General features: G+C 62.0%; 24 protein-coding genes. 13 read left to right on the top strand and 11 right to left on the bottom strand.

The window, feature by feature from the left end; genetic code table 11:
* Nucleotides 1-21: 21 nt before the first annotated feature.
* Nucleotides 22-906: an EamA family transporter RarD gene (rarD, locus tag V8J81_RS01495; protein WP_368473986.1), complete on the bottom strand. Its 885-nt coding sequence runs from the start codon at nt 904-906 to the stop codon at nt 22-24.
* Nucleotides 907-1,056: 150 nt separating this feature from the next.
* On the opposite strand from rarD, the gene V8J81_RS01490 reads away from it, so the two are divergent.
* The 4 genes from V8J81_RS01490 (at nt 1,057) to V8J81_RS01475 (ending at nt 2,921) form a co-directional block, all read left to right on the top strand.
* A complete protein-coding gene (locus V8J81_RS01490; RefSeq protein WP_368473985.1) occupies nt 1,057-1,395 on the top strand; it encodes an ArsR/SmtB family transcription factor in 339 nt (112 codons plus the stop codon).
* Nucleotides 1,388-1,867 (top strand): SRPBCC family protein, encoded by a 480-nt coding sequence (locus V8J81_RS01485; protein ID WP_368473984.1) that lies wholly within the window; start codon nt 1,388-1,390, stop codon nt 1,865-1,867. The genes V8J81_RS01490 and V8J81_RS01485 overlap by 8 nt, the downstream gene beginning before the upstream one ends.
* A gap of 53 nt (nt 1,868-1,920) precedes the next feature.
* Nucleotides 1,921-2,352 carry a VOC family protein gene (locus tag V8J81_RS01480; RefSeq protein ID WP_368473983.1) on the top strand — a complete coding sequence of 144 codons (432 nt, stop codon included), beginning with the start codon at nt 1,921-1,923 and terminating at the stop codon, nt 2,350-2,352.
* 167 nt (nt 2,353-2,519) lie between these two features.
* Entirely contained in the window at nt 2,520-2,921 is a 402-nt protein-coding gene (locus tag V8J81_RS01475) for a DUF2541 family protein (protein ID WP_368473982.1), read from the top strand.
* Nucleotides 2,922-2,949: 28 nt separating this feature from the next.
* Here the strand turns inward: V8J81_RS01475 and V8J81_RS01470 are convergent, their stop codons facing one another.
* The 3 genes from V8J81_RS01470 to V8J81_RS01460 all read right to left on the bottom strand — a co-directional run bounded on the left by V8J81_RS01470 (nt 2,950) and on the right by V8J81_RS01460 (nt 5,472).
* Nucleotides 2,950-3,423 carry a hypothetical protein gene (locus V8J81_RS01470; protein ID WP_368473981.1) on the bottom strand — a complete coding sequence of 158 codons (474 nt, stop codon included), beginning with the start codon at nt 3,421-3,423 and terminating at the stop codon, nt 2,950-2,952.
* Nucleotides 3,424-3,493: 70 nt separating this feature from the next.
* Nucleotides 3,494-4,591 carry a redox-regulated ATPase YchF gene (ychF, locus tag V8J81_RS01465; protein ID WP_368473980.1) on the bottom strand — a complete coding sequence of 366 codons (1,098 nt, stop codon included), beginning with the start codon at nt 4,589-4,591 and terminating at the stop codon, nt 3,494-3,496.
* A 32-nt stretch (nt 4,592-4,623) separates the two neighbouring features.
* Nucleotides 4,624-5,472 carry a LysR family transcriptional regulator gene (locus V8J81_RS01460; RefSeq protein ID WP_368473979.1) on the bottom strand — a complete coding sequence of 283 codons (849 nt, stop codon included), beginning with the start codon at nt 5,470-5,472 and terminating at the stop codon, nt 4,624-4,626.
* Between the two features lie 95 nt (nt 5,473-5,567).
* Between V8J81_RS01460 and acdA the strand changes: the two genes are divergently transcribed.
* Nucleotides 5,568-6,761, top strand: a complete 1,194-nt coding sequence (gene acdA, locus V8J81_RS01455) for a 3-sulfinopropanoyl-CoA desulfinase (protein WP_368473978.1) — start codon at nt 5,568-5,570, stop codon at nt 6,759-6,761.
* A 2-nt stretch (nt 6,762-6,763) separates the two neighbouring features.
* On the opposite strand, the gene V8J81_RS01450 is transcribed toward acdA, so the two are convergent.
* Nucleotides 6,764-7,135 (bottom strand): response regulator, encoded by a 372-nt coding sequence (locus V8J81_RS01450; protein ID WP_368473977.1) that lies wholly within the window; start codon nt 7,133-7,135, stop codon nt 6,764-6,766.
* Entirely contained in the window at nt 7,132-8,127 is a 996-nt protein-coding gene (locus V8J81_RS01445) for a sensor histidine kinase (RefSeq protein WP_368473976.1), read from the bottom strand. Before V8J81_RS01445 ends, V8J81_RS01450 begins: the two co-directional genes overlap by 4 nt.
* A 170-nt stretch (nt 8,128-8,297) precedes the next feature.
* Between V8J81_RS01445 and V8J81_RS01440 the strand changes: the two genes are divergently transcribed.
* The gene (locus V8J81_RS01440) at nt 8,298-9,137 is read left to right on the top strand and encodes a hypothetical protein (protein WP_368473975.1); all 840 of its coding nucleotides are present in this window, start codon (nt 8,298-8,300) and stop codon (nt 9,135-9,137) included.
* Nucleotides 9,138-9,354: 217 nt separating this feature from the next.
* On the top strand, nt 9,355-10,683 hold the full coding sequence (locus V8J81_RS01435) for an MATE family efflux transporter (protein ID WP_368473974.1): 1,329 nt from the start codon (nt 9,355-9,357) through the stop codon (nt 10,681-10,683).
* Here V8J81_RS01435 and V8J81_RS01430 read toward each other — a convergent pair.
* A complete protein-coding gene (locus V8J81_RS01430) occupies nt 10,680-10,871 on the bottom strand; it encodes a hypothetical protein (protein WP_368473973.1) in 192 nt (63 codons plus the stop codon). The genes V8J81_RS01435 and V8J81_RS01430 overlap by 4 nt on opposite strands.
* A gap of 128 nt (nt 10,872-10,999) precedes the next feature.
* Between V8J81_RS01430 and trpA the strand changes: the two genes are divergently transcribed.
* On the top strand, nt 11,000-11,791 hold the full coding sequence (gene trpA, locus V8J81_RS01425; RefSeq protein WP_368473972.1) for a tryptophan synthase subunit alpha: 792 nt from the start codon (nt 11,000-11,002) through the stop codon (nt 11,789-11,791).
* 138 nt (nt 11,792-11,929) lie between these two features.
* Complete coding sequence (locus V8J81_RS01420) at nt 11,930-12,520, top strand: hypothetical protein (RefSeq protein WP_368473971.1); 591 nt, start codon at nt 11,930-11,932, stop codon at nt 12,518-12,520.
* Here the strand turns inward: V8J81_RS01420 and V8J81_RS01415 are convergent.
* Both V8J81_RS01415 and V8J81_RS01410 read right to left on the bottom strand, forming a co-directional pair.
* Nucleotides 12,517-12,978 carry a MarR family winged helix-turn-helix transcriptional regulator gene (locus V8J81_RS01415; RefSeq protein ID WP_368473970.1) on the bottom strand — a complete coding sequence of 154 codons (462 nt, stop codon included), beginning with the start codon at nt 12,976-12,978 and terminating at the stop codon, nt 12,517-12,519. The genes V8J81_RS01420 and V8J81_RS01415 overlap by 4 nt on opposite strands.
* A complete protein-coding gene (locus V8J81_RS01410; protein ID WP_368473969.1) occupies nt 12,968-14,107 on the bottom strand; it encodes an Acg family FMN-binding oxidoreductase in 1,140 nt (379 codons plus the stop codon). The genes V8J81_RS01415 and V8J81_RS01410 overlap by 11 nt, the downstream gene beginning before the upstream one ends.
* 227 nt (nt 14,108-14,334) lie before the next feature.
* Between V8J81_RS01410 and V8J81_RS01405 the strand changes: the two genes are divergently transcribed.
* A complete protein-coding gene (locus V8J81_RS01405; RefSeq protein ID WP_368473968.1) occupies nt 14,335-15,498 on the top strand; it encodes an alpha-hydroxy acid oxidase in 1,164 nt (387 codons plus the stop codon).
* On the opposite strand, the gene V8J81_RS01400 is transcribed toward V8J81_RS01405, so the two are convergent.
* Nucleotides 15,480-16,634 (bottom strand): MFS transporter, encoded by a 1,155-nt coding sequence (locus tag V8J81_RS01400; protein ID WP_368473967.1) that lies wholly within the window; start codon nt 16,632-16,634, stop codon nt 15,480-15,482. The genes V8J81_RS01405 and V8J81_RS01400 overlap by 19 nt on opposite strands.
* A gap of 136 nt (nt 16,635-16,770) precedes the next feature.
* On the opposite strand from V8J81_RS01400, the gene V8J81_RS01395 reads away from it, so the two are divergent.
* The 3 genes from V8J81_RS01395 to V8J81_RS01385 all read left to right on the top strand — a co-directional run bounded on the left by V8J81_RS01395 (nt 16,771) and on the right by V8J81_RS01385 (nt 19,157).
* Nucleotides 16,771-17,427, top strand: a complete 657-nt coding sequence (locus V8J81_RS01395) for a 50S ribosomal protein L25/general stress protein Ctc (RefSeq protein ID WP_368473966.1) — start codon at nt 16,771-16,773, stop codon at nt 17,425-17,427.
* 121 nt (nt 17,428-17,548) lie between these two features.
* Nucleotides 17,549-18,616 carry an agmatine deiminase family protein gene (locus V8J81_RS01390; RefSeq protein ID WP_368473965.1) on the top strand — a complete coding sequence of 356 codons (1,068 nt, stop codon included), beginning with the start codon at nt 17,549-17,551 and terminating at the stop codon, nt 18,614-18,616.
* Between the two features lie 73 nt (nt 18,617-18,689).
* Nucleotides 18,690-19,157: a DUF1203 domain-containing protein gene (locus tag V8J81_RS01385; RefSeq protein WP_368473964.1), complete on the top strand. Its 468-nt coding sequence runs from the start codon at nt 18,690-18,692 to the stop codon at nt 19,155-19,157.
* On the opposite strand, the gene V8J81_RS01380 is transcribed toward V8J81_RS01385, so the two are convergent.
* Nucleotides 19,154-19,864 (bottom strand): FkbM family methyltransferase, encoded by a 711-nt coding sequence (locus V8J81_RS01380; RefSeq protein ID WP_368473963.1) that lies wholly within the window; start codon nt 19,862-19,864, stop codon nt 19,154-19,156. The two genes, V8J81_RS01385 and V8J81_RS01380, sit on opposite strands and share 4 nt — an antisense overlap.
* Nucleotides 19,865-19,872: the final 8 nt, after the last annotated feature.

Below are 19,872 nucleotides of genomic sequence, written 5' to 3'. Positions count from 1 at the left end.
GCCGCACAGGGAAAACAAGGCTCAATCGGCAGCTCTTGCCTCACGGACCAAAGCCACCGAATAAAGCGCCAATGCGCCCCAAATCATCGGGAATGCCATCGCACGCGCCGTCCCGAATGGCTCACCAAAGACGAACAAGGCTACCAACATGATTAGCGTTGGCGCGATGTATTGCAGGATGCCAATCGTGCTGAGCCGCAATAGCTTCGCACCATTGACGTAAAGGATCAGCGGCACCGCCGTCACAACGCCTGCACACATCAGCAGCCATGTATCGCGCGTCTCCCCCAAAAACGCGCCATCGCCGCCGAGCCAGACCAGATATGCCAATGCTGGCACGCTCAATATCGCGACCTCCAGAAAGAACCCCTGGTTCGGCCCTATGGGCAACCGCCGCTTGCAAAACGCATAGCCGCCCCAGCTCAGCATCAGCGCCAGCGCGGGCCATGGCAAGCTGCCTTGCGCAACCGTCAAAACCACAACCGCTGCCGCTGCCAAGGCCACGGCCGCCCATTTCAACGCGTCCAACTTCTCGCCCAGCAGCACCGCGCCCAGAAACACGCTGAATAGCGGGTTGATGTAGTAGCCCAGCGCACCATCCAAAGCCCGTTCATTGGCAATCGCCCAGACGTAGACGCCCCAGTTGACCGAGATGAATGCACTCGTCAGCGCCGCCATCGCCAACATCCGGGGCGAGCGCAACGCCGCCTTCAGATCTGCCGTGCGCCCCGTTACCCAGATCAGCAAACCGATCAGAGGCAGCGACCAGACCACGCGATGCGCCACCACCTCTGCCGCTGGCAAGTGCTCCAACGCCTTCAGATAAAGCGGCAAACCGCCCCACAGAACGTAGGCGCTGATCGCATAACCGAACCCGGCCTTACTGTCCTCAGATTGCGCGCTCACGGATGCCCTCCCCGACCCGGCACGTCCGGGCAGAGGCGCATGTGACTGCAATTCCAGTGGCTTGGCAATTCAGCAAAGATGATCCGCTTCATCACGCGCAAATAATAAAGCACTTGCTTAATTAAGCGACTCACTTAATAATACATCCCTATGACACATGATGCTCAACTCGACGCCACCTTTGCCGCGCTCGCCAACCCCACCCGCCGCGCCATCCTGGCGCGGCTGGCCACTGGCCCCGCCACCGTCAACGATCTGGCCAAACCGTTCGAGATGAGCTTGCCCGCCATCTCCCAGCACATCCGCGTTCTGCAAAAGGCGGGCCTCATCGAACGCACGCAGACCGCTCAATTCCGCCCCTGCACGCTCAACGCCCAGCCGCTCCAGCAGATCGCCGACTGGACCGAGCAATACCGCCATATCTGGAGCGCTCGTTTCGACGCGCTCGACACCGCCCTTTCCAACATGAAGGACCATGACAATGACTGAACTCGCAGGCTTCGTACGCATTGAACGCCACTTCGATGCTCCCCTCGACATGGTCTGGCGTTTCTGGACCGAGGCGGAGCTGTTCATGCAATGGTACGGCCCCATGGGCATGTCTGTGCCCGAGGCCAGCATGGACGTACAAGTCGGCGGCACTCGCCGCGTCACCATGCAGATGAATCGTCCCGACCGCACGATGACGATGTATTTCACCGGCACCTATACCGAGGTCACCCCCAAAACCCGCCTCGTCTATTCCGAGGCGATGTGCGACGCCGACGGCAACGTCCTCTCCCCCGCCGCGATGGGCATGCCCGAAGGCACGCCAGAGATGACCGAGGTTCATATCGAGCTCAGCGAAGACGGCACCGGCACCCGCATGGTCATGCGCCATATCGGCGTCCCCGCAGGCTCGCCCGGCGAAGGCGGCTGGAACCAGGCCTTCGACAAACTGGCGGAAACGCTCGCCGCGTGACATTCCGTGCAGAACCGGCAGGATGCCTCAAGCCCCTGCCGGAGACCGCGCCTATGAAACTCGAATTCCACCACATCAACTTCGTCTCCGAAGATGTCGACCGGATGCACGACTTCTACACGCAGGTCCTCGGCCTCGATGATATGCCCGCCAGCCAATTCCCCCGAACCGAGGCGAAGGACGGCAAAGGCTTCGCTGGAAAAATCCGCTTCGCCACGGACGGGGGCATGCAAATGCACCTGGCCGAAAGGAACCTCTCCGTCGCTTTCCACAACGGGCAGGTCATCAACCCGATCGAGCGTGGCCATATCGCCTTTCGCACTGATGATCTGCCCGCCTTCCTCGCCCTGCTCGACGCGCGCGGCATCCCCTATTCAGACTACGGCACCGCCTTCTCCGCCGAATGGCATCAGGTCTTCTTCCACGACCCCGAAGGCAATGTGATCGAGGTCCACCAACAGGTCAGCGACCAGCCAGACCCGTAAAAAACGCACTTTCTTCCCGCGCAAAATCAATCGCTTAGCCGATTTCTGGCAAAAAAATCGCGCAGAGGGCGACGGAAATCCCGCCAGCCCCCGTGATACCTCATGTCTACAGCATTTCAGACACCAACACTTTTTGAACCCAAACTTGAACCCAAAGGAATTGAACTATGAAACTGACCCTCAAAGCCCTGAACCCCAAGGTCCTCTCCCTCATCGTGCTGGCCGGCCTCGCCGCCTCAACGGCACCGGCCTCGGCCAACACCTTCCTCGGCGCCCGCGTGGCCGCTGACACCTCCGATGTCGACGTGATCTCCGTCCCCGGCCCGGCGCTGTTCCGCGAGGTCCGCTTCTGCGTCGCCAACCGTGCCGTGCATTTCGGTGATGTCGATGTCAGCTTCGCCCTCGGCGGCAGCCAGGACCTCGGCGTGCGCCGCATCGTGCGCCCCGGCAATTGCACCGGCTGGTTCAACCTGCGCGGCCCGGTCCGCAACATCGACCAGATCCGGTTCCAGTATCAGACCATCGTGAACCCCGGTTCGCAGGCAGTGGTCACAGCCTTCGGTCGCTAAGGCTGAAAACGAACCAAAGGCGCGCCGCTCACCCCGGCGCGCCTTCCAGATACCGGGCCAATCGGGCCTCGGGATCGCCCCCATCCCCCAGCATCACGCGCTTCCAAAGATCGACCTCGAAGGCGACAAGCTCCATCTCCCAGATGCAGCCGACAATCTCCGAAAAGCCTTCCGCGAACGCCGTCGGCGCCTCCCAGGGCGCACGCATTTGCGGCCCGTGCGACAGCACGCTGCCCCACTGCCAATAGAAGATCGGCGAAACCACCGCTGTTTGCGCGAAGTGAACGATCTGGAACCAGGCGCCATGGTTCCCGGAACCTTCCTCAACTGCGCCGGGTTCCGGCAATCCCCGCACCGCCGCCGCGCTGGCCGCATCGGCCACGCCCATGTCCAGCGCACGACCGTCCGCAACGATCCCGTAACGCTTCAGCCGCCAACCATCGCGTTCGACCAACGGCAAGACATGCACAGGCCGGTGCCGGAATGCCTCCAAATGCTCCATCCCAGCGTTGTCCTTTCATCTTGCCCAAATAACCTTGGGGGAGTCGCCAAAGGCGACGGGGGCTAGCCCCCTACCCGCTGTGCAGAATATGCAGAACGTCCCCGTCCTTCACCACATATCCCTTGCCCTCGGCGCGCATCTTGCCCGCGTCCTTGGCCGCGTTTTCGCCACCCAAGGACACGAAATCATCATAGGCAATCGTCTCTGCCCGGATGAAACCCTTTTCGAAATCACCGTGGATCACACCGGCGGCCTGCGGGGCCAGAGTGCCCTCCTTGATCGTCCAGGCGCGCGCCTCCTTCGGGCCCACAGTGAAGTAGGTCTGCAGGTTCAGCAACTCGTAGCCCGCGCGGATCAACCGGTCCAAGCCGGCCTCTTCCAGCCCCAACTCCTCAAGGAACATCTGCGCCTCGTCCTCGTCGAGCTGGGCAATCTCCTCCTCGATCTTGGCGGAGATCACCACGTGAGAATTCCCCTGCGCAGCCGCCATCTCGGCCACCCGCGCAGACTGAGAATTCCCCGTCCCGGCATTCTCTTCCTCGACATTGCAGACATAGAGCACCGGCTTCGCAGTCAGCAGCTGCAACATCTTCCACGCCTTCGCATCCTCGGCATCCACGTCCACCGTCCGCGCAGGCTTGCCGTTTTCCAGCGCCTCCTTGGCGACCTCCATCAGGCGCTGCGCCTGCACCGCTTCCTTGTCGCCGCCGCGCACCTTGCGGATGATGTTCTGCAGGCGCTTCTCGATGCTCTCCAGATCGGCCAGCATCAGCTCCGTCTCGATGGTCTCCGCGTCGGCCACCGGGTCCACGCGGCCGTCCACATGGGTCACGTCGCCATCCTCAAAACAGCGCAACACATGGGCAATCGCGTCGGTCTCGCGGATATTGGCGAGGAACTGGTTGCCCAAGCCCTCGCCTTTGCTCGCGCCCTTCACCAGGCCCGCAATGTCCACAAAGGTCATCCGCGTCGGCACGATGGATTTTGACGCCGCAATCTCGGCCAGTGTATCCAGCCGCGCATCGGGCACGGCCACATCGCCCACATTGGGTTCAATCGTGCAGAACGGAAAGTTCGCCGCCTGCGCTGCTGCCGTCTTGGTCAGCGCGTTGAAGAGGGTGGATTTGCCCACATTCGGCAAGCCCACAATGCCCATCTTGAAGCCCATCGCCGCGTCCTTTTCCGAGATATCGCCGCCTTCTACGGCGCGCCGCCATCCGCCGCAACCACTCCGAACAACCCAGCCAAAGCGTCCTCGCGTCGCGCCAAGGCACTGCCTTTGCGCACCACCAGCTCAAGCCGCCGTTGAAGCCCCTCCGGCCCCGGCAGCACGACGACATCCTCGGTCAGATAGCGCTCCACATCCGGCACCGGCATCAGCGTGTACCCCAGCCCTGCGCAAACGCATTCCATGATCGCCTCAAGGTTATCCAGAACCACCACATCCGCAGGCTCCCCCATTGCGCCCGCAATCAACTTCCCGATCCCCGTGCCCGGCATGAAGTGAAAGAAGGTCTGGCGCTCCATGTCGGGGGCGATGTCCCGGTGCACCGCAAACACAAACGGCTCTCGCCTCAATAGCCGTGCCGAAAGCCCCTCCGGCAACCCGTCCGCATTCGTCACCACGCCCGCATCCAACTGCCCGGTCAGCACCTTCTCGGTGATGACCGCGCTCAACCCCGTCTCAACCGAAAACGTCGCCCGTCCACCCCGCGCCGCCTTCAGAAACCCCGGCAGCAACCGCACCGCCGCCGTCGTCACGAAGCCCAGCTTGTAGGCCCCCACCAGATCCGCGCCGGGCCGCACGATTTCCCACAACCGCTCCTCCCGCGCCAAGACGCCCTCAGCCTCGTCCACCACCGACCGTCCCACCGGCGTCAGCCGTGGCGGCCTGACCGAGCGGTCGAACAACGCCACGCCCAGCTCCGCCTCCAGCGCTTTCATCTGCATCGACAGTGCGCTCAGCGTCATGCTCAATTGCTCCGCCGCGCCGAGGAAGCTGCCCACCTGCGCGACCTTCACCAACGTCTTCAATGCGCGCGTCTGCAAATCCAACTTCCCTGAATTTCACATCCAATCTTATTCCATGGATTTGAAGCACAGCTTCCGTATGGTCAAGTCATCACAGAAACGTGAGGCCAAACATGACCCATCCGCTCGTCGCCGAAGCCAAGGCGCTCGCCCCGAAATTCGCAGACCGCGCCGCCCATTGGGACAAGACGCGCAGCTACCCATGGCCAAACGTGCAGGACATGACGGATGCGGGCCTGATGGGCATGACGATCCCGACCGAATACGGCGGCCAAGGCGCGGATTACCTCACCGTGGTCGAAGTGGTCGAGGAAATCGCCAAGGCCTGCACCCTCTCCGCCCGCATCGTGGTGGAGGCCAACATGGGCGGCATCTCCGCCGTCATGGCCTACGGCACCGACGAGCAGAAATCCCATTGCGCGCCCATCGTTCTGGCTGGCGACAAACCCGCCATCTGCATCACCGAGCCCGAGGCCGGATCGGCCGCAACCGAAATGCAGACAACCGCCCGCAAGCAGGGCGACACCTACATCCTCAACGGCACCAAGCACTGGATCACCGGCGGCGGTGTGTCGAAACTCCACCTCATCTTCGCCCGCGTCCTTGATGAGCAAGGCCATGAGCAAGGTATCGGCGGCTTCGTCGTCCATATCGACCCGGCCAACCCGCCCAAGGGGTTCGAGATCGCGGGCCGCGAACACACGATGGGCCTTTGCGGCATGCCCGAGGCCACGCTGCATTTCAAAGACCTCGAAGTGCACGAGAAGTGGCTCCTCCAGCCGCCGTCCGGCCTGCGTCGTGGCTTTGCCGACCTCATGAACGCCTACAATTCCCAGCGCGTCGGCGCGGGCACCATCGCCATGGGGGTTGCCGCAGGTGCGCTGGATCGTGCGAAAACATACCTCCTTGAGCGTCAGCAATTCGGCCGTCCGCTCGCCGAATTCCAGGGCCTGCAATGGATGATCGCGGACGCAGACATCCAAGTCCACGCCGCCCGCCTCATGCTGCGCGAAGCCGCCAAATCGAGCGACCCGTTCCCCGACATCGCCAGCGCCGCCCGCGCCAAGCTCTTCGCGTCCGAGATCGCCATTCAGGTGGTCAATAATTCCCTGCAAATGTTCGGCGCGCGCGGCTATTCCGATGCCGAACCGCTGGAACGCATGTACCGCGATGTCCGCATGTTCACCATCGGCGGCGGCACTGCGCAGATCCTGCGCACGCAGGTCGCCGGGGCCGCATTGGGCATCAAAACCCCGCAAACCCGCGACGGATATGACCCAAAGGTTGAACAGATCGCGGCGGAGTAGCGCTAACCCTCGGACGGCACCAGACCGTCCAGCAATTTGCGCAGCTTCATGTCGTTGACCGGCTTGTCCTCGAACAAGGCGTCGGGGAACGTGTCCATGATCGGAATGTCGCGGCTATAGGCCGTCAGAAACGCAAACGGCACCTTGCGCCGCGCCAATTCCGCTGCAATTGGCTCACTCGTCGTGCCAGAGCCCAGATTGACGTCAAGGATGGCAGCCTTGGGCGTGGCCTCTGCCAAGACCTCAAGCGCGGCATCGACACTCGCGCAGGGGCCTAAAGCCTGGAACCCCTCGCGCTCCAGCGACATGGACAGATCCATCGCCAGAAGCATCTGGTCTTCCACGATCAAAATGCCTTGCCGATCCATACTCATGGCATGGCTCCATCCAAGACCAATGCGTAAACTGCGCTCCCTGCCTCACCGCGATAACTCGCGGATCCGTGCAACTCCTGCGGCCAGATCGTGCCCAACAGCAGGCTGCCAAATCCGGTCTGCGCGAACGCCCCGTCCGCAACCACAGGGCCACCACGTTCGCGCCATATAAACCGCTTCGTCGTCCCGTCTTCCTGGCCCGACAGCACCACCGTGCCCGCCGCGTCACTCAACGCGCCATATTTGACCGAGTTCGTGGCAAGCTCATACACCGCCATGGACGAGGTCAGCACATATTGCTCAGGGATCAGAATATCATTGTCCCATTGCGCCTCGATGCGCCCCGCATCACCCACAACACTGTCCAGTACGACCTCACACACCTGCGACAGCCAGACATCCTGCCAATCATTGGACCGCAGCAATTCCTGCGCATGGGCCAGCGCGTGCACGCGCCCCATCAACATGTCCGCGAAATCCTCGACTGTGTCATGTTGCTTCTTCGACAGATGGATCACTGATCCAACCAAGGCGAGCGTGTTCTTCAGGCGGTGCTGAAGTTCACGCAACAGGATGTCATTGCGGATTTCGGCCCGCTTGCGGGTGGTGATATCCTCGACCGTGCCCACAAGACGTACTGGCTCACCATTCTCAAACAGCGTCCGCGCCTTTGCCTTGATCCACGTCTCCGGCAGATCGCCGCGCGGGATCAGCCGGTATTCCATATCCATCTCGCCCGCGCCTGCCGGATCAAGCGCGTTCGCTGTCTCGCGGTCATGCATCTCGCGATCATCCGGATGCACCCGGGAGACCACGAAATCGTAGTCAATCACCTGATCCGGGGCCGCGCCCCACAATTCCCGAACCCTGTCATCCCAGAAGGCGCGCGTGGTTCTGGGCTCAAACTCCCAAACGCCAATGCGCGCAGCCTCCAAGGCCGCCGCCGCGCGCCGTAGCTGATCGTCCTCGATTTCAAGATAGTCCGGCGTCATGCTGAAGACCCCAAGCCCGTTGGTGCACGGTAACATAGTCTTAGCGCGTTTACAGAGTGTTAAGCAAAGGGTCCCAAGGTCGTGTCATGCGTCTTCGGATGACCGCGAAGCTGTCATGATTTAGCCCCGTCCATTTGTTTTTTCCCAACGGAACGAGAAACCAGGCGACTATGGCGACCAAAACCGATTTCTTTCTCAAAGGCATCGTCATCTTCGGCGGCCTTGTCATGATCGCCGCGCTCGTACTCGGCTGGTGGATCTATCGCGCCTTCGTGCCGTACCGCATCTACTACGACTGGAACGAGATTTTCACGGCAACGGTTCAAACTCCGACCGGCATCGTCGAGGATACGACCATCCTGACCTACTCCGCAGGATATGCTCCCGAACCGAACACCCTATCGCCTGCTATCGCATGGTACGCGACCGGAGAAGCGCTGGCCCTCCAGCTCACACCCGACACATACCTCTTCATTTCGCCGGGCCGCGCGTACCCTGCGGTGCCACGGCTCGCGCGTGAGGCCGGCGCGCTGACCGAACGCAGGCACAGCCGCGCCTATTTCGCGGCCATTCAGGCCCTGTCCGGCCCATACGATTACACGCCGGCCACGGGCTATCCCGAAATGATCCTTGTGCCCAACATCGACTTTCCAACGCACGCTGTCCCGGTGGCGCCCGACACGCTCTCCATGCACTTGGGGCCGGGCTATCGGATCACCTCTCTTACCCGCGCCATCACAGACGAAGACCCAGGTCCCTCCCGCATTGAGGCCACTTTGCAAGGATGGTTCGAGCAGCGAGACCAGTATGGCGTCGTTCCCAACCTTCCGATCAGTCGCATCGGGCCAGCCGCTCTGACCGCAGGCACAGCCGAAGAAATCGGACTTTCGTTCTTTTTCGCAGGCGGCGATTGGCGCGACATCTGGCATCGACTGAACACGGAATGTGTCGAGGACTATTCAGATTACCGCCGGAACCCGGAAGGTCCCCCTTGGTGCATAGGCCATTAACAATGTGGCCGTCCTGTCAGGGCATGGCACCTTTGTGCCTGTCATCGCAGCGGCTCTCTCGACACAGCCGCGCAATCGGCATAAACGGCTTTACACATCACGTCCCATTAAGGACCAAATCCATGGATCACCCGTCGCGGGCCTGAACGCCCCTTGAACCCAGCGCATCCGCGCATTGCGACCTTCTTTTTTGCCGGTTTCACCCGGCAGGTGACCCATGACTGACCAAACCCTACCTACCCAAGGTGCCACGCGCGCCGAATTCGGGCCGCTGATCCGCCTGTCTGTACCCCTAATGGCAGGCCTTGCCGCAGCCCTGCTGATCGGCGTTGTCGACACCGCCATGATCTCACCCCTTGGCACCGTTCCGCTGGCCGCAGCCGGCATCACCACCGCCGTGCTGATCATCCTGATCTCCGCACTCTGGGGCCTGATCACCGTGATCTCCGTCCAGATCAGCCAAGGCGACGGCGCCGAGGATCCCGCCCGCGTGGCCAAGGCGCTGCGTTCGGGGCTGTTGCTCTGCGCGCTCGGTGGTGGGGGCTCCACCCTCATCATGCTCGCGGTCTTCCCTTTGCTTGGGCCGCTCGGCCAACCACCCGAGGTTCTCGCTATCCTGCTGCCCTACTGGGCGTCCATGGCGCTCTGGATCTTGCCGTTTACGGTTTTCTTCGGCTTGAAAAGCCTGTGGGACGCCATAGACCGCCCCTGGGTCGCCGTTGGCCTCAGCTATATCGGCGTCGTGGTGAACGTGCCTGCGAACTACACCTTCATTCACGTCTTCGAATGGGGCCTTTTGGGCGCAGGTCTCGCCTCCATCCTATCGCAAAGCTGCTCCCTGCTCGTGGGTGCGCTGGTCCTTTGGAAAGCCCCCTCCATGGCGCCCTACCGGCAGCGCGTCGCCGTCGCATGGAGTGATGTCATCGACCAACTCAAGCAGGCCCTGCCCCTCTGCCTCGGCTATGCGGGCGAAGGCGGAGCTTACGCGATTGTCGGCATTATGATGGGCTGGCTCGGGGCTGAGGCTTTGGCCGCCCACCAGATCGTCAATGCGCTTGCAGGCGTGGCCTACATGATCCCGCTCGGCATGGCGGGTGCAGCCTCAATCCGCGTGGGCCAGGCCGTGGGCAGTGCCCGGACGCAACGCCTGCGCCCGATCCTGAAAGCCTCTTTCGCGCTCGTGACGCTGTGGCAAATCCTCGCCGCTTTGGTCTTCATCTTCGGTGGTCGTCTCATGGCCACCACCATGTCCAGCGATCCGGCGGTGGTGGAACTCGCCACACTCTTGTTCCTGATCCTCGCGCTCCTGCAGATCTCAGGCGGCATCCAAGACGTGGCACTTGGCGCCCTGCGCGGCATGTCCGACAACACATGGCCGTCCGTTGTGACGCTCATCGCCTACTGGCCCGTCGCCCTGCCCACCAGCTACCTGCTCGGCTTCGTGCTGGACTACGGCGCAGTGGGGGTGTGGATCGGCTACATGCTGGGGCTGGCCGTCGCGGCCATCGCTCTGCCGTGGCGGTTCTGGCGACTTACCGCGCCCTAACCCCGAAGCCCCGCATTGCGGCGCTCAAAGATCACGAACCATGCCAGTAGCACGAACATCGGGTGGGTCAGCCCGCCCGAAAAGATGATCGCAAGCAACCAGATCGGCGCGATCAGGATACCCAGGATCACGCGTCCGGCCAGAAAGATCGAAAGCGGCGGCAGCAATATGGCGAGGATATAATTCATGACCATTAAATGGGTTCACCCCCCCTTTGGTTCCAGACCGTCTGAGAAAACCCGCGCTCTTTTCCCCCTCCGCTTGATTTCCGCCTCCCCTTGCCCCAAACGGAGCGCACCACGAAACGGAGCCGCCCATGACCCGCATCGACGATACCTTTGCCCGCCTGCAAGCCTCGGGAAAGAAGGCCTTTGTCTCCTACATCATGGCCGGTGATCCCGACTACGACACCGCCCTTGCCGTCATGAAGGGCCTGCCAAATGCCGGCGTCGACATCATCGAGCTTGGCCTGCCCTTCACCGACCCCATGGCCGACGGCGCCACCATCCAGCTGGCCGGTCAACGCGCCCTCGAAGGTGGTATGACGCTGGAGAAAACCCTGCAAATGGCCCGCGATTTCCGCGCAGGCGACGACACCACCCCAATCGTGCTGATGGGCTATTACAACCCCATCTACTCGCGCGGGGTGGAGCAGTTCCTGACGGATGCGAAAGAAGCAGGCATCGACGGCCTCATCGTCGTGGACCTGCCGCCCGAGGAGGATGACGAACTCTGCATCCCCGCCCAAGCCGCCGGCCTCAACTTCATCCGCCTCGCCACCCCAACGACCGACGACGCACGCCTGCCCGCCGTCCTGACCAACACGTCCGGCTTCGTCTACTACGTCTCGATCACCGGCATCACGGGGGCTGCGGCGGCCGAGGCCACAGACGTCGCCCCCGAAGTCGCCCGCATCAAGGCGAAAACCGACCTGCCCGTCATCGTGGGCTTCGGCATCCGCACCCCGGAAGCAAGCCAGGCCATCGCCTCGGTCGCGGATGGCTGCGTGGTCGGCTCCGCGATTGTGTCCGAAATCGCGGCTGGCAAACCGGTGGACGAGGTGGTGGCTTTCGTGAAGTCACTGGCCGACGGCGCGCATCGGGCGTAAGCGATGTACCTAATTGCAGGTCGTCTTTTCCTTCGGTTTCTACCGTCTCTTTTCCTTCTGGCTGCCCTGTTTGAGGGACTAACCTACGCGTTTGACGGGGGAAGCAGCGGAACCGGCGCCATTCTGGTCGTGACTGTGATGCTCGCGTTGATCTTTCACCGGGCCATCCTTCTGGACGAACAGCTCAGCATCTGGATGACACCCACATCAACAGACGCAGACCAAAAGAAATGGCCATTCCTCCCATTTTCTTGGCGCTTCGCGCTTCTCTTCCTGCCGCTCATTCTCGTTTTCGGCGGATTGGTTGCACTGTTCCTGCCTGCGGTAGGGGCAGAGCAAGCAATCGGCGCGCTCCTCCTCGCACTCATAGTCACGACATTGCTCTCGCCCTTCTGGCTCGCAGCTGCAGGCACAATGCTTCCTGCCGCTGCAATCGGAGGAGATGCGCGTTTCAAGGCAGCATTCCGGCGCGCAAAAAACGGATATTGGCGCACGGTCCTGCGGCTTTTCCTTGGACCGATACTCTACCAAATTGCCGTCATCGGCCTGTTGATCGCAGTACTGGAACCCACCTTGGAAGGTGTTTGGGAACAACTACCCGTCGCAATAGAACTCCTGATTTATTCGGTTATCAGGACGCTTGGCTTTGTCACGCCGCTGCTGACCGCGACCGCACTGTCCATGGCCTATCAACGGTCAGAAGCGGTGTCGGCGCAGCCAGCCCCCTAATCCCGCCGCGCGTCCAGCAGAACCCGCAGCCGTTCCAGCCCCGGCAGCAGGGCCTGCGCCTCCTCCGGCGGGAATACCTCAGCCAACCAGCCTATCTCACCTCCTAGCGACTTGATCGCCTCCTCCCGAAACGCGCGGCCCGCATCCGTCAGCCAGACCCGCTTTGACCGCTTGTCATCGGGGTTCGGGCGCATCTCGATCCAGTCGCGCTTTTCCAGCAGCATCAGTGTATGGCTCATCGTCGTCTTGGGCAGCTGGAACGCGTTAGACAACTCCAGCGGCGTGCGCCCATCCGCGACCCGCACCAGGTGGTTTAGAACCGCGAAATGTGACACCAGAACGCCATCGGGAAGCCGCGCCTGAAATGCGGCCCGGCTGAGTTGTTCGATGATCCCGATTTCGTTGAAAAGCCGGAAGTAAAGCCCCGGCCCTTCGCCTGCCCCGTCGCTATCCGACAATCTTCTCCTCCAACGGCCAGCGCGGGCTTTCGCCCACCTCCGGCCCATACCCCACGCGCGCCCACATTTGCACGGTCCCGCCCGCTGGCGCCAGATCGCCGTGCACTTCTTCGTAAAGCTCGGACATCTCGGGGAATTCCTGCAAGGCTTGGCTCAGTGGTTGCAGGCCAAGGCCCTCAGCGGTCGCGGCCAGATTGATCCGCACCCAATCCTGCCCTGCCCGGATCTGCGTTTGACGGCTATTGTCGGGCGTGACCTGCCACAGATGCGCCATGGCACTCAGCATGTTTTCGGCAAAGGCTGCATCGGCTTGCTGCCCAACAAAGCCCTCCATGTCCATCGAGGCCTCGCGCGAAAACAGGCCGGTCATGCGCAGGCTCTCGAACATCGGCCCGCTGAAATCGATGCCATCGGGGTTGGCGTTGACCTCCCGGTGACCGATGCGGAACAGCTCCACCGACTCGCGCAACGTGCGCTCGGTCGCGAATTCGACCCGCAGCGCGCGCAAGGATTGGTCCCGCATCCGCTCGACCCGTACGGCGTCGTTGGTGAACTCCATCGGAAAGTGCATCGGCGCTTGCGCAATCCGCTCCAAAGCCTCGGTCGGCACGTCGCGCGTCATGTCATATGGCTCCTTGTTCGAACGCCGATGCGGGACGTGCGCGAACAACGGGTCGGGGGCCGCGTCCGTGGGGCTGAAATGGCAGATCGCCACCGGTCGATTGTCCAGCACGGCCGCGTCACTGCCATCCGGGAACAGGTCGAATTCAACGGCCAGTCCGTCCTCCAACGCGGCCATACGCATGATTTCCAGAAAACAGCCCAGGCCGACCGTGATCTGCCGATTGAACGGGTCGGTGTGTGGCAACATCCGTTCCGGATCGACGTAGAGGATCACCGTATCGGGCAGCGACACGTCCACCATCCACGGCTGCCGATTGTGCGGGTTCGGCGCAAGGATCGCCCAACTCAGCGCCCGCAAGCGCGGATCGGCGTATTGCCCCGCCTGACCCCAAGGCGCGACCGCGGCATTGGGCAAGCGGGTGATGTCATATCCAGCGGCGGCAGTCGCAGCGAGGATTGTCCCACCCCCGATCAAGGCAAGGGTTTTGCGGCGTGTCATCGTCATCTCAAACTCCTTCAGTTCAGCGCACCCCATCAACCAAAAGAGACGTGTCTCGGGGCAATGTATTTATAACGATATCGCACTACTTAGTGCGATATCGTACTATTATCAAGTCCGTTTTAACGAAGCCGCAAAGCCCATCCCCATACGCACCGCGCGGCCCCTATCCCAATGGACTCCACCCCATCGCAGTGGTAAGAAAAGTTGACCAAATTCTGAAAGTAGCCGCCATGCCCGTCATCACCGAGATCGAAGACCTCAAGCGCATCTACAAGCGACGCGTGCCGAAGATGTTCTACGATTACGCAGAATCGGGCAGCTGGACGGAGCAAACCTTCCGCGAGAATGTCAGTGATTTCAGTCTGATACGCCTGCGCCAACGGATCGCCAAGGATATGGCAGGCCGCTCCACCGCCACACAGATGCTGGGGCAAGACGTCTCCATGCCCGTTGCGCTGGCTCCGGTCGGCCTCACCGGGATGCAATGCGCCGATGGTGAGATAAAAGCCGCCCGCGCGGCTGAGCGGTTCGGTGTGCCTTATACGCTTTCGACCATGTCGATCTGCTCCATCGAAGACGTGGCCGAACACACCCAGAAGCCATTCTGGTTCCAAGTCTACACGCTCAAAGACGACGACTTCATGAAGCGCCTCTTTGCCCGTGCCAAAGACGCGAAGTGCTCGGCCCTCGTGATTACGGTCGATCTGCAAATGCTCGGCCAGCGCCATAAGGACATCAAGAACGGCCTCTCCGCTCCGCCCAAACTGACGCCGAAATCCATCGCCAACATGATGACGAAAGTGCCGTGGGGCCTGGAAATGCTGGGGACCAAACGGCGCTTCTTCGGCAATATCGTGGGCCATATCGACGGCATCGACGACCCCGCTTCGCTCAGTTCGTGGACCGCGCAGGCCTTTGACCAAAGCCTTGACTGGGAACGGATCAAAGAATTCCGCAGCTGGTGGGACGGTCCCGTGATCCTGAAGGGTATTCTCGATGAAGAGGATGCGAAGCAGGCCCTGAACGTCGGCGCAGACGCCATCGTCGTCTCAAACCACGGGGGCCGACAGCTTGACGGCGCGCTCAGTTCCATCCGCATGTTGCCCCGCATCATGGATGCGGTCGGCGACAAGATGGAGGTGCATCTTGATAGCGGCATCCGCTCAGGTCAGGACGTACTGAAGGCTATCGCGCTCGGCGCGAAAGGCACGATGATCGGGCGGTCCTATGTCTATGGTCTCGGTGCCATGGGCCAGGCCGGGGTGACGAAGGCGCTTGAGGTGATCCACAAGGAACTCGACACGTCGATGGGCCTATGTGGCGAACGCAATGTCGCCGACCTAGGCCGCCACAATCTGCTGATCCCGAAGGGCTTTCACGACATGTGGGAATAGCGCGCTGCGTTGGACCGCAGGTAAAATGCGAGGAGCGGAGCGAGGAGGGCCAGAAAGGCAACGACAACGAACGCCATCCGCAACCCGAACGCGCCTGAGATGAATCCCATTAGCGATGGTGCCAAAACAAAGCCCATGAAACCGATCACCGCCGCCCGCGCGACAGCCGCGGTGCGGTGCTCGGGCCGCACCATACGGCCCACGATGGCCAGACCAACCGGCCCGACCGCCGCGATTCCCAATCCCATGGCCCCAAAACCCAAATAGGCAATCAGTGGCGTGGCCGCCGCCGCTGCAATCAACGCGCCGCAGCTCGCCATAGCTGTCCCGATCACGATGATCGCATGTTCGCTGAACCGCTCCGTCAGCGCCTGGCCTGAGAAGCGACCGACCGCCATCGTCAGCCCCAAAACGGCAGGCCCCAACGCCCCTTCGGCAGCGCGTCCGCCCAACGTGCGTTCGATATGCAGCGCCGACCAGGCCTCGACCGTCGCCTCCACGAAGAAGGCAACCAATACGATGGCCCCGCAGATCAGCACTGTTGGCCAGGGAAAGCGGTTTGTCCGGCGGGCCTCTTCATCGATTGGCTCCACTTCCATCCGCAACCAGAGCGCCATGAACAGGATCAGCACGGCAATAGTCCCGAAAATCTGCACCGGCCCCAATCCGGCTTCGCGCGCAAACCCAGTGCAAACGGCTGAAATCGCGTAAGCCACGGAAAACATGGCGTGATTTGCATTCATCAACGAGCGCCCGTGGCGCGCTTCAAGCTCCGACACGCGCGCATTCATTACCACGTCCAACATGCCCGACGCGTAGCCCGCAGCCACCATCGCCACAAAAAACAATAGCGGCCCAGACGCAAGTGATGGCCCCAACACCAGCAGCGCAAAGATCAGCCCCGCGACAGGCATCGCATTTCGCCCCAGCGCGCGGTCAAATATCGGCGCGAGCCACATGGTTGAAACGAGGCCAATCGACGTGCCCAAAAGCACCAGCCCGAACAACGTGTCATCCGCCCCTATGCCCGCCTTCAACACCGGCACCTGCGCCGCAAACGATCCCCAAAAGACGCCCACGATCATGAAGGCGACAACCGGACGGCGAGAGACGAAGAGGGCGGACAGAATGCTCATGGCCGCCAGCCGTTGCACGGGCCTTGCATGACTCGCAAGAGGGGTCTTTTCAAAGCCCGCCACCTGCCCTATACGCGCGACTTCAATTCACGGACCGACACCCTTGGAGGCGGTCCACATTCTTAGGAGAATAGCAATGGCTGGTGAGATTCCTGATCTTATCGCTGAGGCACGGACGGGGACAGGCAAGGGGGCCGCTCGTCAAGCACGCCGTGAAGGCAAAGTGCCCGGTATCGTTTATGGTGGTGGCGCTGATCCGCTGCCGATCCAGATCCCCTTTAACGTCCTTTTGAAGAACCTTAAGGCAGGCCGCTTCCTGTCGACGCTCTTCAACCTCAAGGTCGAAGGCCAGGAAGATGTCCGCGTGATCTGCCGCAACGTGCAGCGCGACGTCGTCAAGGATCTGCCGACGCATGTCGACCTGATGCGCCTGCGCCGCACCTCGAAGGTGAGCCTCTTTATCCCCGTCGAAGTCATCGGCGAAGAGAAGTGCCCCGGCATCAAAAAGGGTGGCTCGCTCACCATGGTGCGCCCAGAAGTCGAACTGCGCGTGACCGCAGGCGATATTCCTGAGCAGATCACCATCGACATCGAAGGGCTGGAGATCGGCGATACGATCACCATCTCCTCCGTCACGCTGCCGGAAGGTGCAAAAGCCACCATCGACCGCGACTTCGTCATCGCCAACATCTCGCCGCCCAAGGGCCTTGGCGGGGGCTCCGATGATGAGGACGAGGGCGAAGAAGAGGTCGCAGCCGACGAAGTTCCGGCCACCGAGGTCAGCGAAGAGTAATCAACCTCTTCCCTTCGGACAATCAATCCAAGAACGCCGTCCGCGCATCCGCCGGGCGGCGTTTTTCTTTGCACACGCCCCCGTGCCGTTGATAGTTGGCCGTGCGAATGGGGGGTGAGGCATGCGCATGACACGACGGGCCAGCATGGGTGCAATGGCAGCAGGTCTGGCGTTTTGCGGTCGCGCGCAGGCGCAGGCAGGCGGCTGGGTCATGCCCGCGGAAGAGGCTCCGCACGAGGCCACGTTCATGCAATGGCCGGTCAGCCGAGAGGTGCACCCAGACCGTTATTTCCTTGGCATTCTGCAGGACACGATCGCAGACATCGCCAACACGATAGCCGCGTTTGAGCCGGTCATTCTGCTGATGCCGACTGAAGCCATTGCCGGGGCCGGGCGGCGTCTGTCGGGCGATATCGAGATCTGGGACATCCCCACCGAAGACCTCTGGGCGCGTGATTCTGGCCCAGTCTTTCTGACCAACGACGCAGGCGAACGCGCCGTGCTCAGCTTCAATTTCAACGGTTGGGGCAACAAGCAGGTCCACGTGCAAGACGGTCAGATCGCGGCGCGTGTGGCCGAACGCATGGGCCTGCCCCTCATCGACAGCGGTGTCGTGGGCGAAGCTGGTGGGTTGGAACAAGACGGCGCTGGCCTTGTAATGGCGCATGAGAGTTCCTGGGTGATCGACAATCGCAACCCGGGCCTCAGCCGCGACCAGATCGGCGCGCGCATCGTCGAAAGCCTCGGTGCGGAGCGGATGATCTGGGCCCCCGGCCTCGCCGACCACGACATCACCGATTACCACATCGACGCGCTGGCCCGCTTCGTCGCCCCCGGCCATGCGCTGATCCAGCTGCCCGAGGAGGTCGATCCTGACGACCCGTTCAGCGCCGCCTCGTTCCAGGCGCGCGACATCCTGCGCAATGCGGGCCTGCGCCTAACCGAAATCGCCGATCCATGGGCCACGCGCATCACCAGCGCCGATTTCGTTGCATCTTACGTGAACTACTATGTCTGCAATAGCGCGGTGATCGCCGCCCAATTCGGCGACCGCACCGCCGACCGCGCCGCCGAAGACACGCTTCAGGCGCTCTACCCAGACCGCGAGATCATCGCGCTTAATGTCGATGCCCTAGGCGAGATTGGTGGCGGCATTCACTGCGCCACGCAACAAATGCCCGCTGTCTGAACCAGCAGCATCCGGGTCGCGCCCTTCCCTTTATGGATGCCATCACAAGGCATCTCAAAACAGGAGAACGCCCATGTCCTTTCGCATCCGCGGCCTCGACCCCGCCCCTTTCGCTCATCTCTACGGCCTGTCGGATGAGGCCCTCGCAGAGCACGGCGCAGAACGCTACATCGCCGACCGCCCGAACGCCCTGCCTGACCGCATAACGATGCGCGACGCAGAATCGGGGGAGGCGATGATCCTGCTCAACCACACCTACCAGACGGCGAAGTCACCCTATTTTGGCACCCATGCGATCTTTGTGAAGGAAGGCGCGACTGAAACCTATGAGGCCGTGGACGAAATCCCACCCGTGATGGCCCATCGCCTGCTCTCACTGCGTGGGTTCGACGAAACGCACAAAATCGCGGACGGGCGTGTGGTCGAGGGCCGCGATGCCGCCGAAACCATCAACGAGATGTTTGAAAACCCGGCCATCCGCTACATCCATGCCCACAACGCGGGCCACGGCTGCTACTCCGGCCTGATCGAGCGCGCCTAGCTGCCCTCGGACCAGACCTTCCGAAACCCAAGGATCTTGCCGCGCGAGGTGACCGGGTCGTAGGTCATGTCCATCGAACTCATCCGGTCCACGATCTTCTTGATAACCGCCGCATCGTATTGCTTGGGATGGATCTCCATCACGCAGAACCGCAGCGGGCATTTCCAAGGGCGGTCAAAAAATTGCGCCTCGGCCCCTTCCACGTCCATCAAAACGACATGGGGCCGGTGCGCCCGCAACAGCTCGTGAAAGCCAATCAGCGGCACCTCCACCTGACGCCCGCCCTTGGCCCCCAGCCGCGAGCCCGTGAAGCCCGCGGCCAGATGAAACTTCGCCGTCGCCCCTTCCGCCGCATGGCCCACCACGGCGCCATGCATCAGGCTAACCTCCCCCACACCATTGCGGGCATGGTTGGCCTCGATCACCGGCAGCAAATCGGGGTTCGCCTCCACCGACAGCACATTCTCAGGCTCGGTCTTCTTGGCCGCCAGCGTGCCGACATAGCCAAGCCCTGCGCCAAGCTCCAGCACCCGGAACCCGGGCCGCACGCAGCGATCCACCGCGCGCGCCTCGTCGCCCTCATAGCTGCCCTCACGCAACTTCTCGGCAATCGCATCGGTCGCCAGTGCGCCGGGTAGCCCAAGGCGCAAACCGTTGATCTCGTAGATCGTCTCATCCATGGATGCTTGGTCCGTCACGTCTTTCATACCCGCCG

The organism is Gymnodinialimonas sp. 202GB13-11 (assembly GCF_040932485.1).
Lineage (GTDB): Bacteria > Pseudomonadota > Alphaproteobacteria > Rhodobacterales > Rhodobacteraceae > Gymnodinialimonas > Gymnodinialimonas hymeniacidonis.
This window is presented reverse-complemented; position numbering and strand designations above follow the sequence as displayed.

Bases quoted from the DNA above. Each gene is read 5' to 3' on its own strand.
- V8J81_RS01490 (WP_368473985.1), top strand. From the start codon at position 1,057: ATGACACATGATGCTCAACTCGACGCCACCTTTGCCGCGCTCGCCAAC.
- V8J81_RS01485 (WP_368473984.1), top strand. From the start codon at position 1,388: ATGACTGAACTCGCAGGCTTCGTACGCATTGAACGCCACTTCGATGCT.
- V8J81_RS01480 (WP_368473983.1), top strand. From the start codon at position 1,921: ATGAAACTCGAATTCCACCACATCAACTTCGTCTCCGAAGATGTCGAC.
- V8J81_RS01475 (WP_368473982.1), top strand. From the start codon at position 2,520: ATGAAACTGACCCTCAAAGCCCTGAACCCCAAGGTCCTCTCCCTCATC.
- V8J81_RS01470 (WP_368473981.1), bottom strand. From the start codon at position 3,423: ATGGAGCATTTGGAGGCATTCCGGCACCGGCCTGTGCATGTCTTGCCG.
- ychF (WP_368473980.1), bottom strand. From the start codon at position 4,591: ATGGGCTTCAAGATGGGCATTGTGGGCTTGCCGAATGTGGGCAAATCC.
- acdA (WP_368473978.1), top strand. From the start codon at position 5,568: ATGACCCATCCGCTCGTCGCCGAAGCCAAGGCGCTCGCCCCGAAATTC.
- V8J81_RS01450 (WP_368473977.1), bottom strand. From the start codon at position 7,135: ATGAGTATGGATCGGCAAGGCATTTTGATCGTGGAAGACCAGATGCTT.
- V8J81_RS01445 (WP_368473976.1), bottom strand. From the start codon at position 8,127: ATGACGCCGGACTATCTTGAAATCGAGGACGATCAGCTACGGCGCGCG.
- V8J81_RS01440 (WP_368473975.1), top strand. From the start codon at position 8,298: ATGGCGACCAAAACCGATTTCTTTCTCAAAGGCATCGTCATCTTCGGC.
- V8J81_RS01435 (WP_368473974.1), top strand. From the start codon at position 9,355: ATGACTGACCAAACCCTACCTACCCAAGGTGCCACGCGCGCCGAATTC.
- V8J81_RS01430 (WP_368473973.1), bottom strand. From the start codon at position 10,871: ATGAATTATATCCTCGCCATATTGCTGCCGCCGCTTTCGATCTTTCTG.
- trpA (WP_368473972.1), top strand. From the start codon at position 11,000: ATGACCCGCATCGACGATACCTTTGCCCGCCTGCAAGCCTCGGGAAAG.
- V8J81_RS01420 (WP_368473971.1), top strand. From the start codon at position 11,930: ATGCTCGCGTTGATCTTTCACCGGGCCATCCTTCTGGACGAACAGCTC.
- V8J81_RS01410 (WP_368473969.1), bottom strand. From the start codon at position 14,107: ATGACGATGACACGCCGCAAAACCCTTGCCTTGATCGGGGGTGGGACA.
- V8J81_RS01405 (WP_368473968.1), top strand. From the start codon at position 14,335: ATGCCCGTCATCACCGAGATCGAAGACCTCAAGCGCATCTACAAGCGA.
- V8J81_RS01400 (WP_368473967.1), bottom strand. From the start codon at position 16,634: ATGAGCATTCTGTCCGCCCTCTTCGTCTCTCGCCGTCCGGTTGTCGCC.
- V8J81_RS01395 (WP_368473966.1), top strand. From the start codon at position 16,771: ATGGCTGGTGAGATTCCTGATCTTATCGCTGAGGCACGGACGGGGACA.
- V8J81_RS01390 (WP_368473965.1), top strand. From the start codon at position 17,549: ATGCGCATGACACGACGGGCCAGCATGGGTGCAATGGCAGCAGGTCTG.
- V8J81_RS01385 (WP_368473964.1), top strand. From the start codon at position 18,690: ATGTCCTTTCGCATCCGCGGCCTCGACCCCGCCCCTTTCGCTCATCTC.
- V8J81_RS01380 (WP_368473963.1), bottom strand. From the start codon at position 19,864: ATGAAAGACGTGACGGACCAAGCATCCATGGATGAGACGATCTACGAG.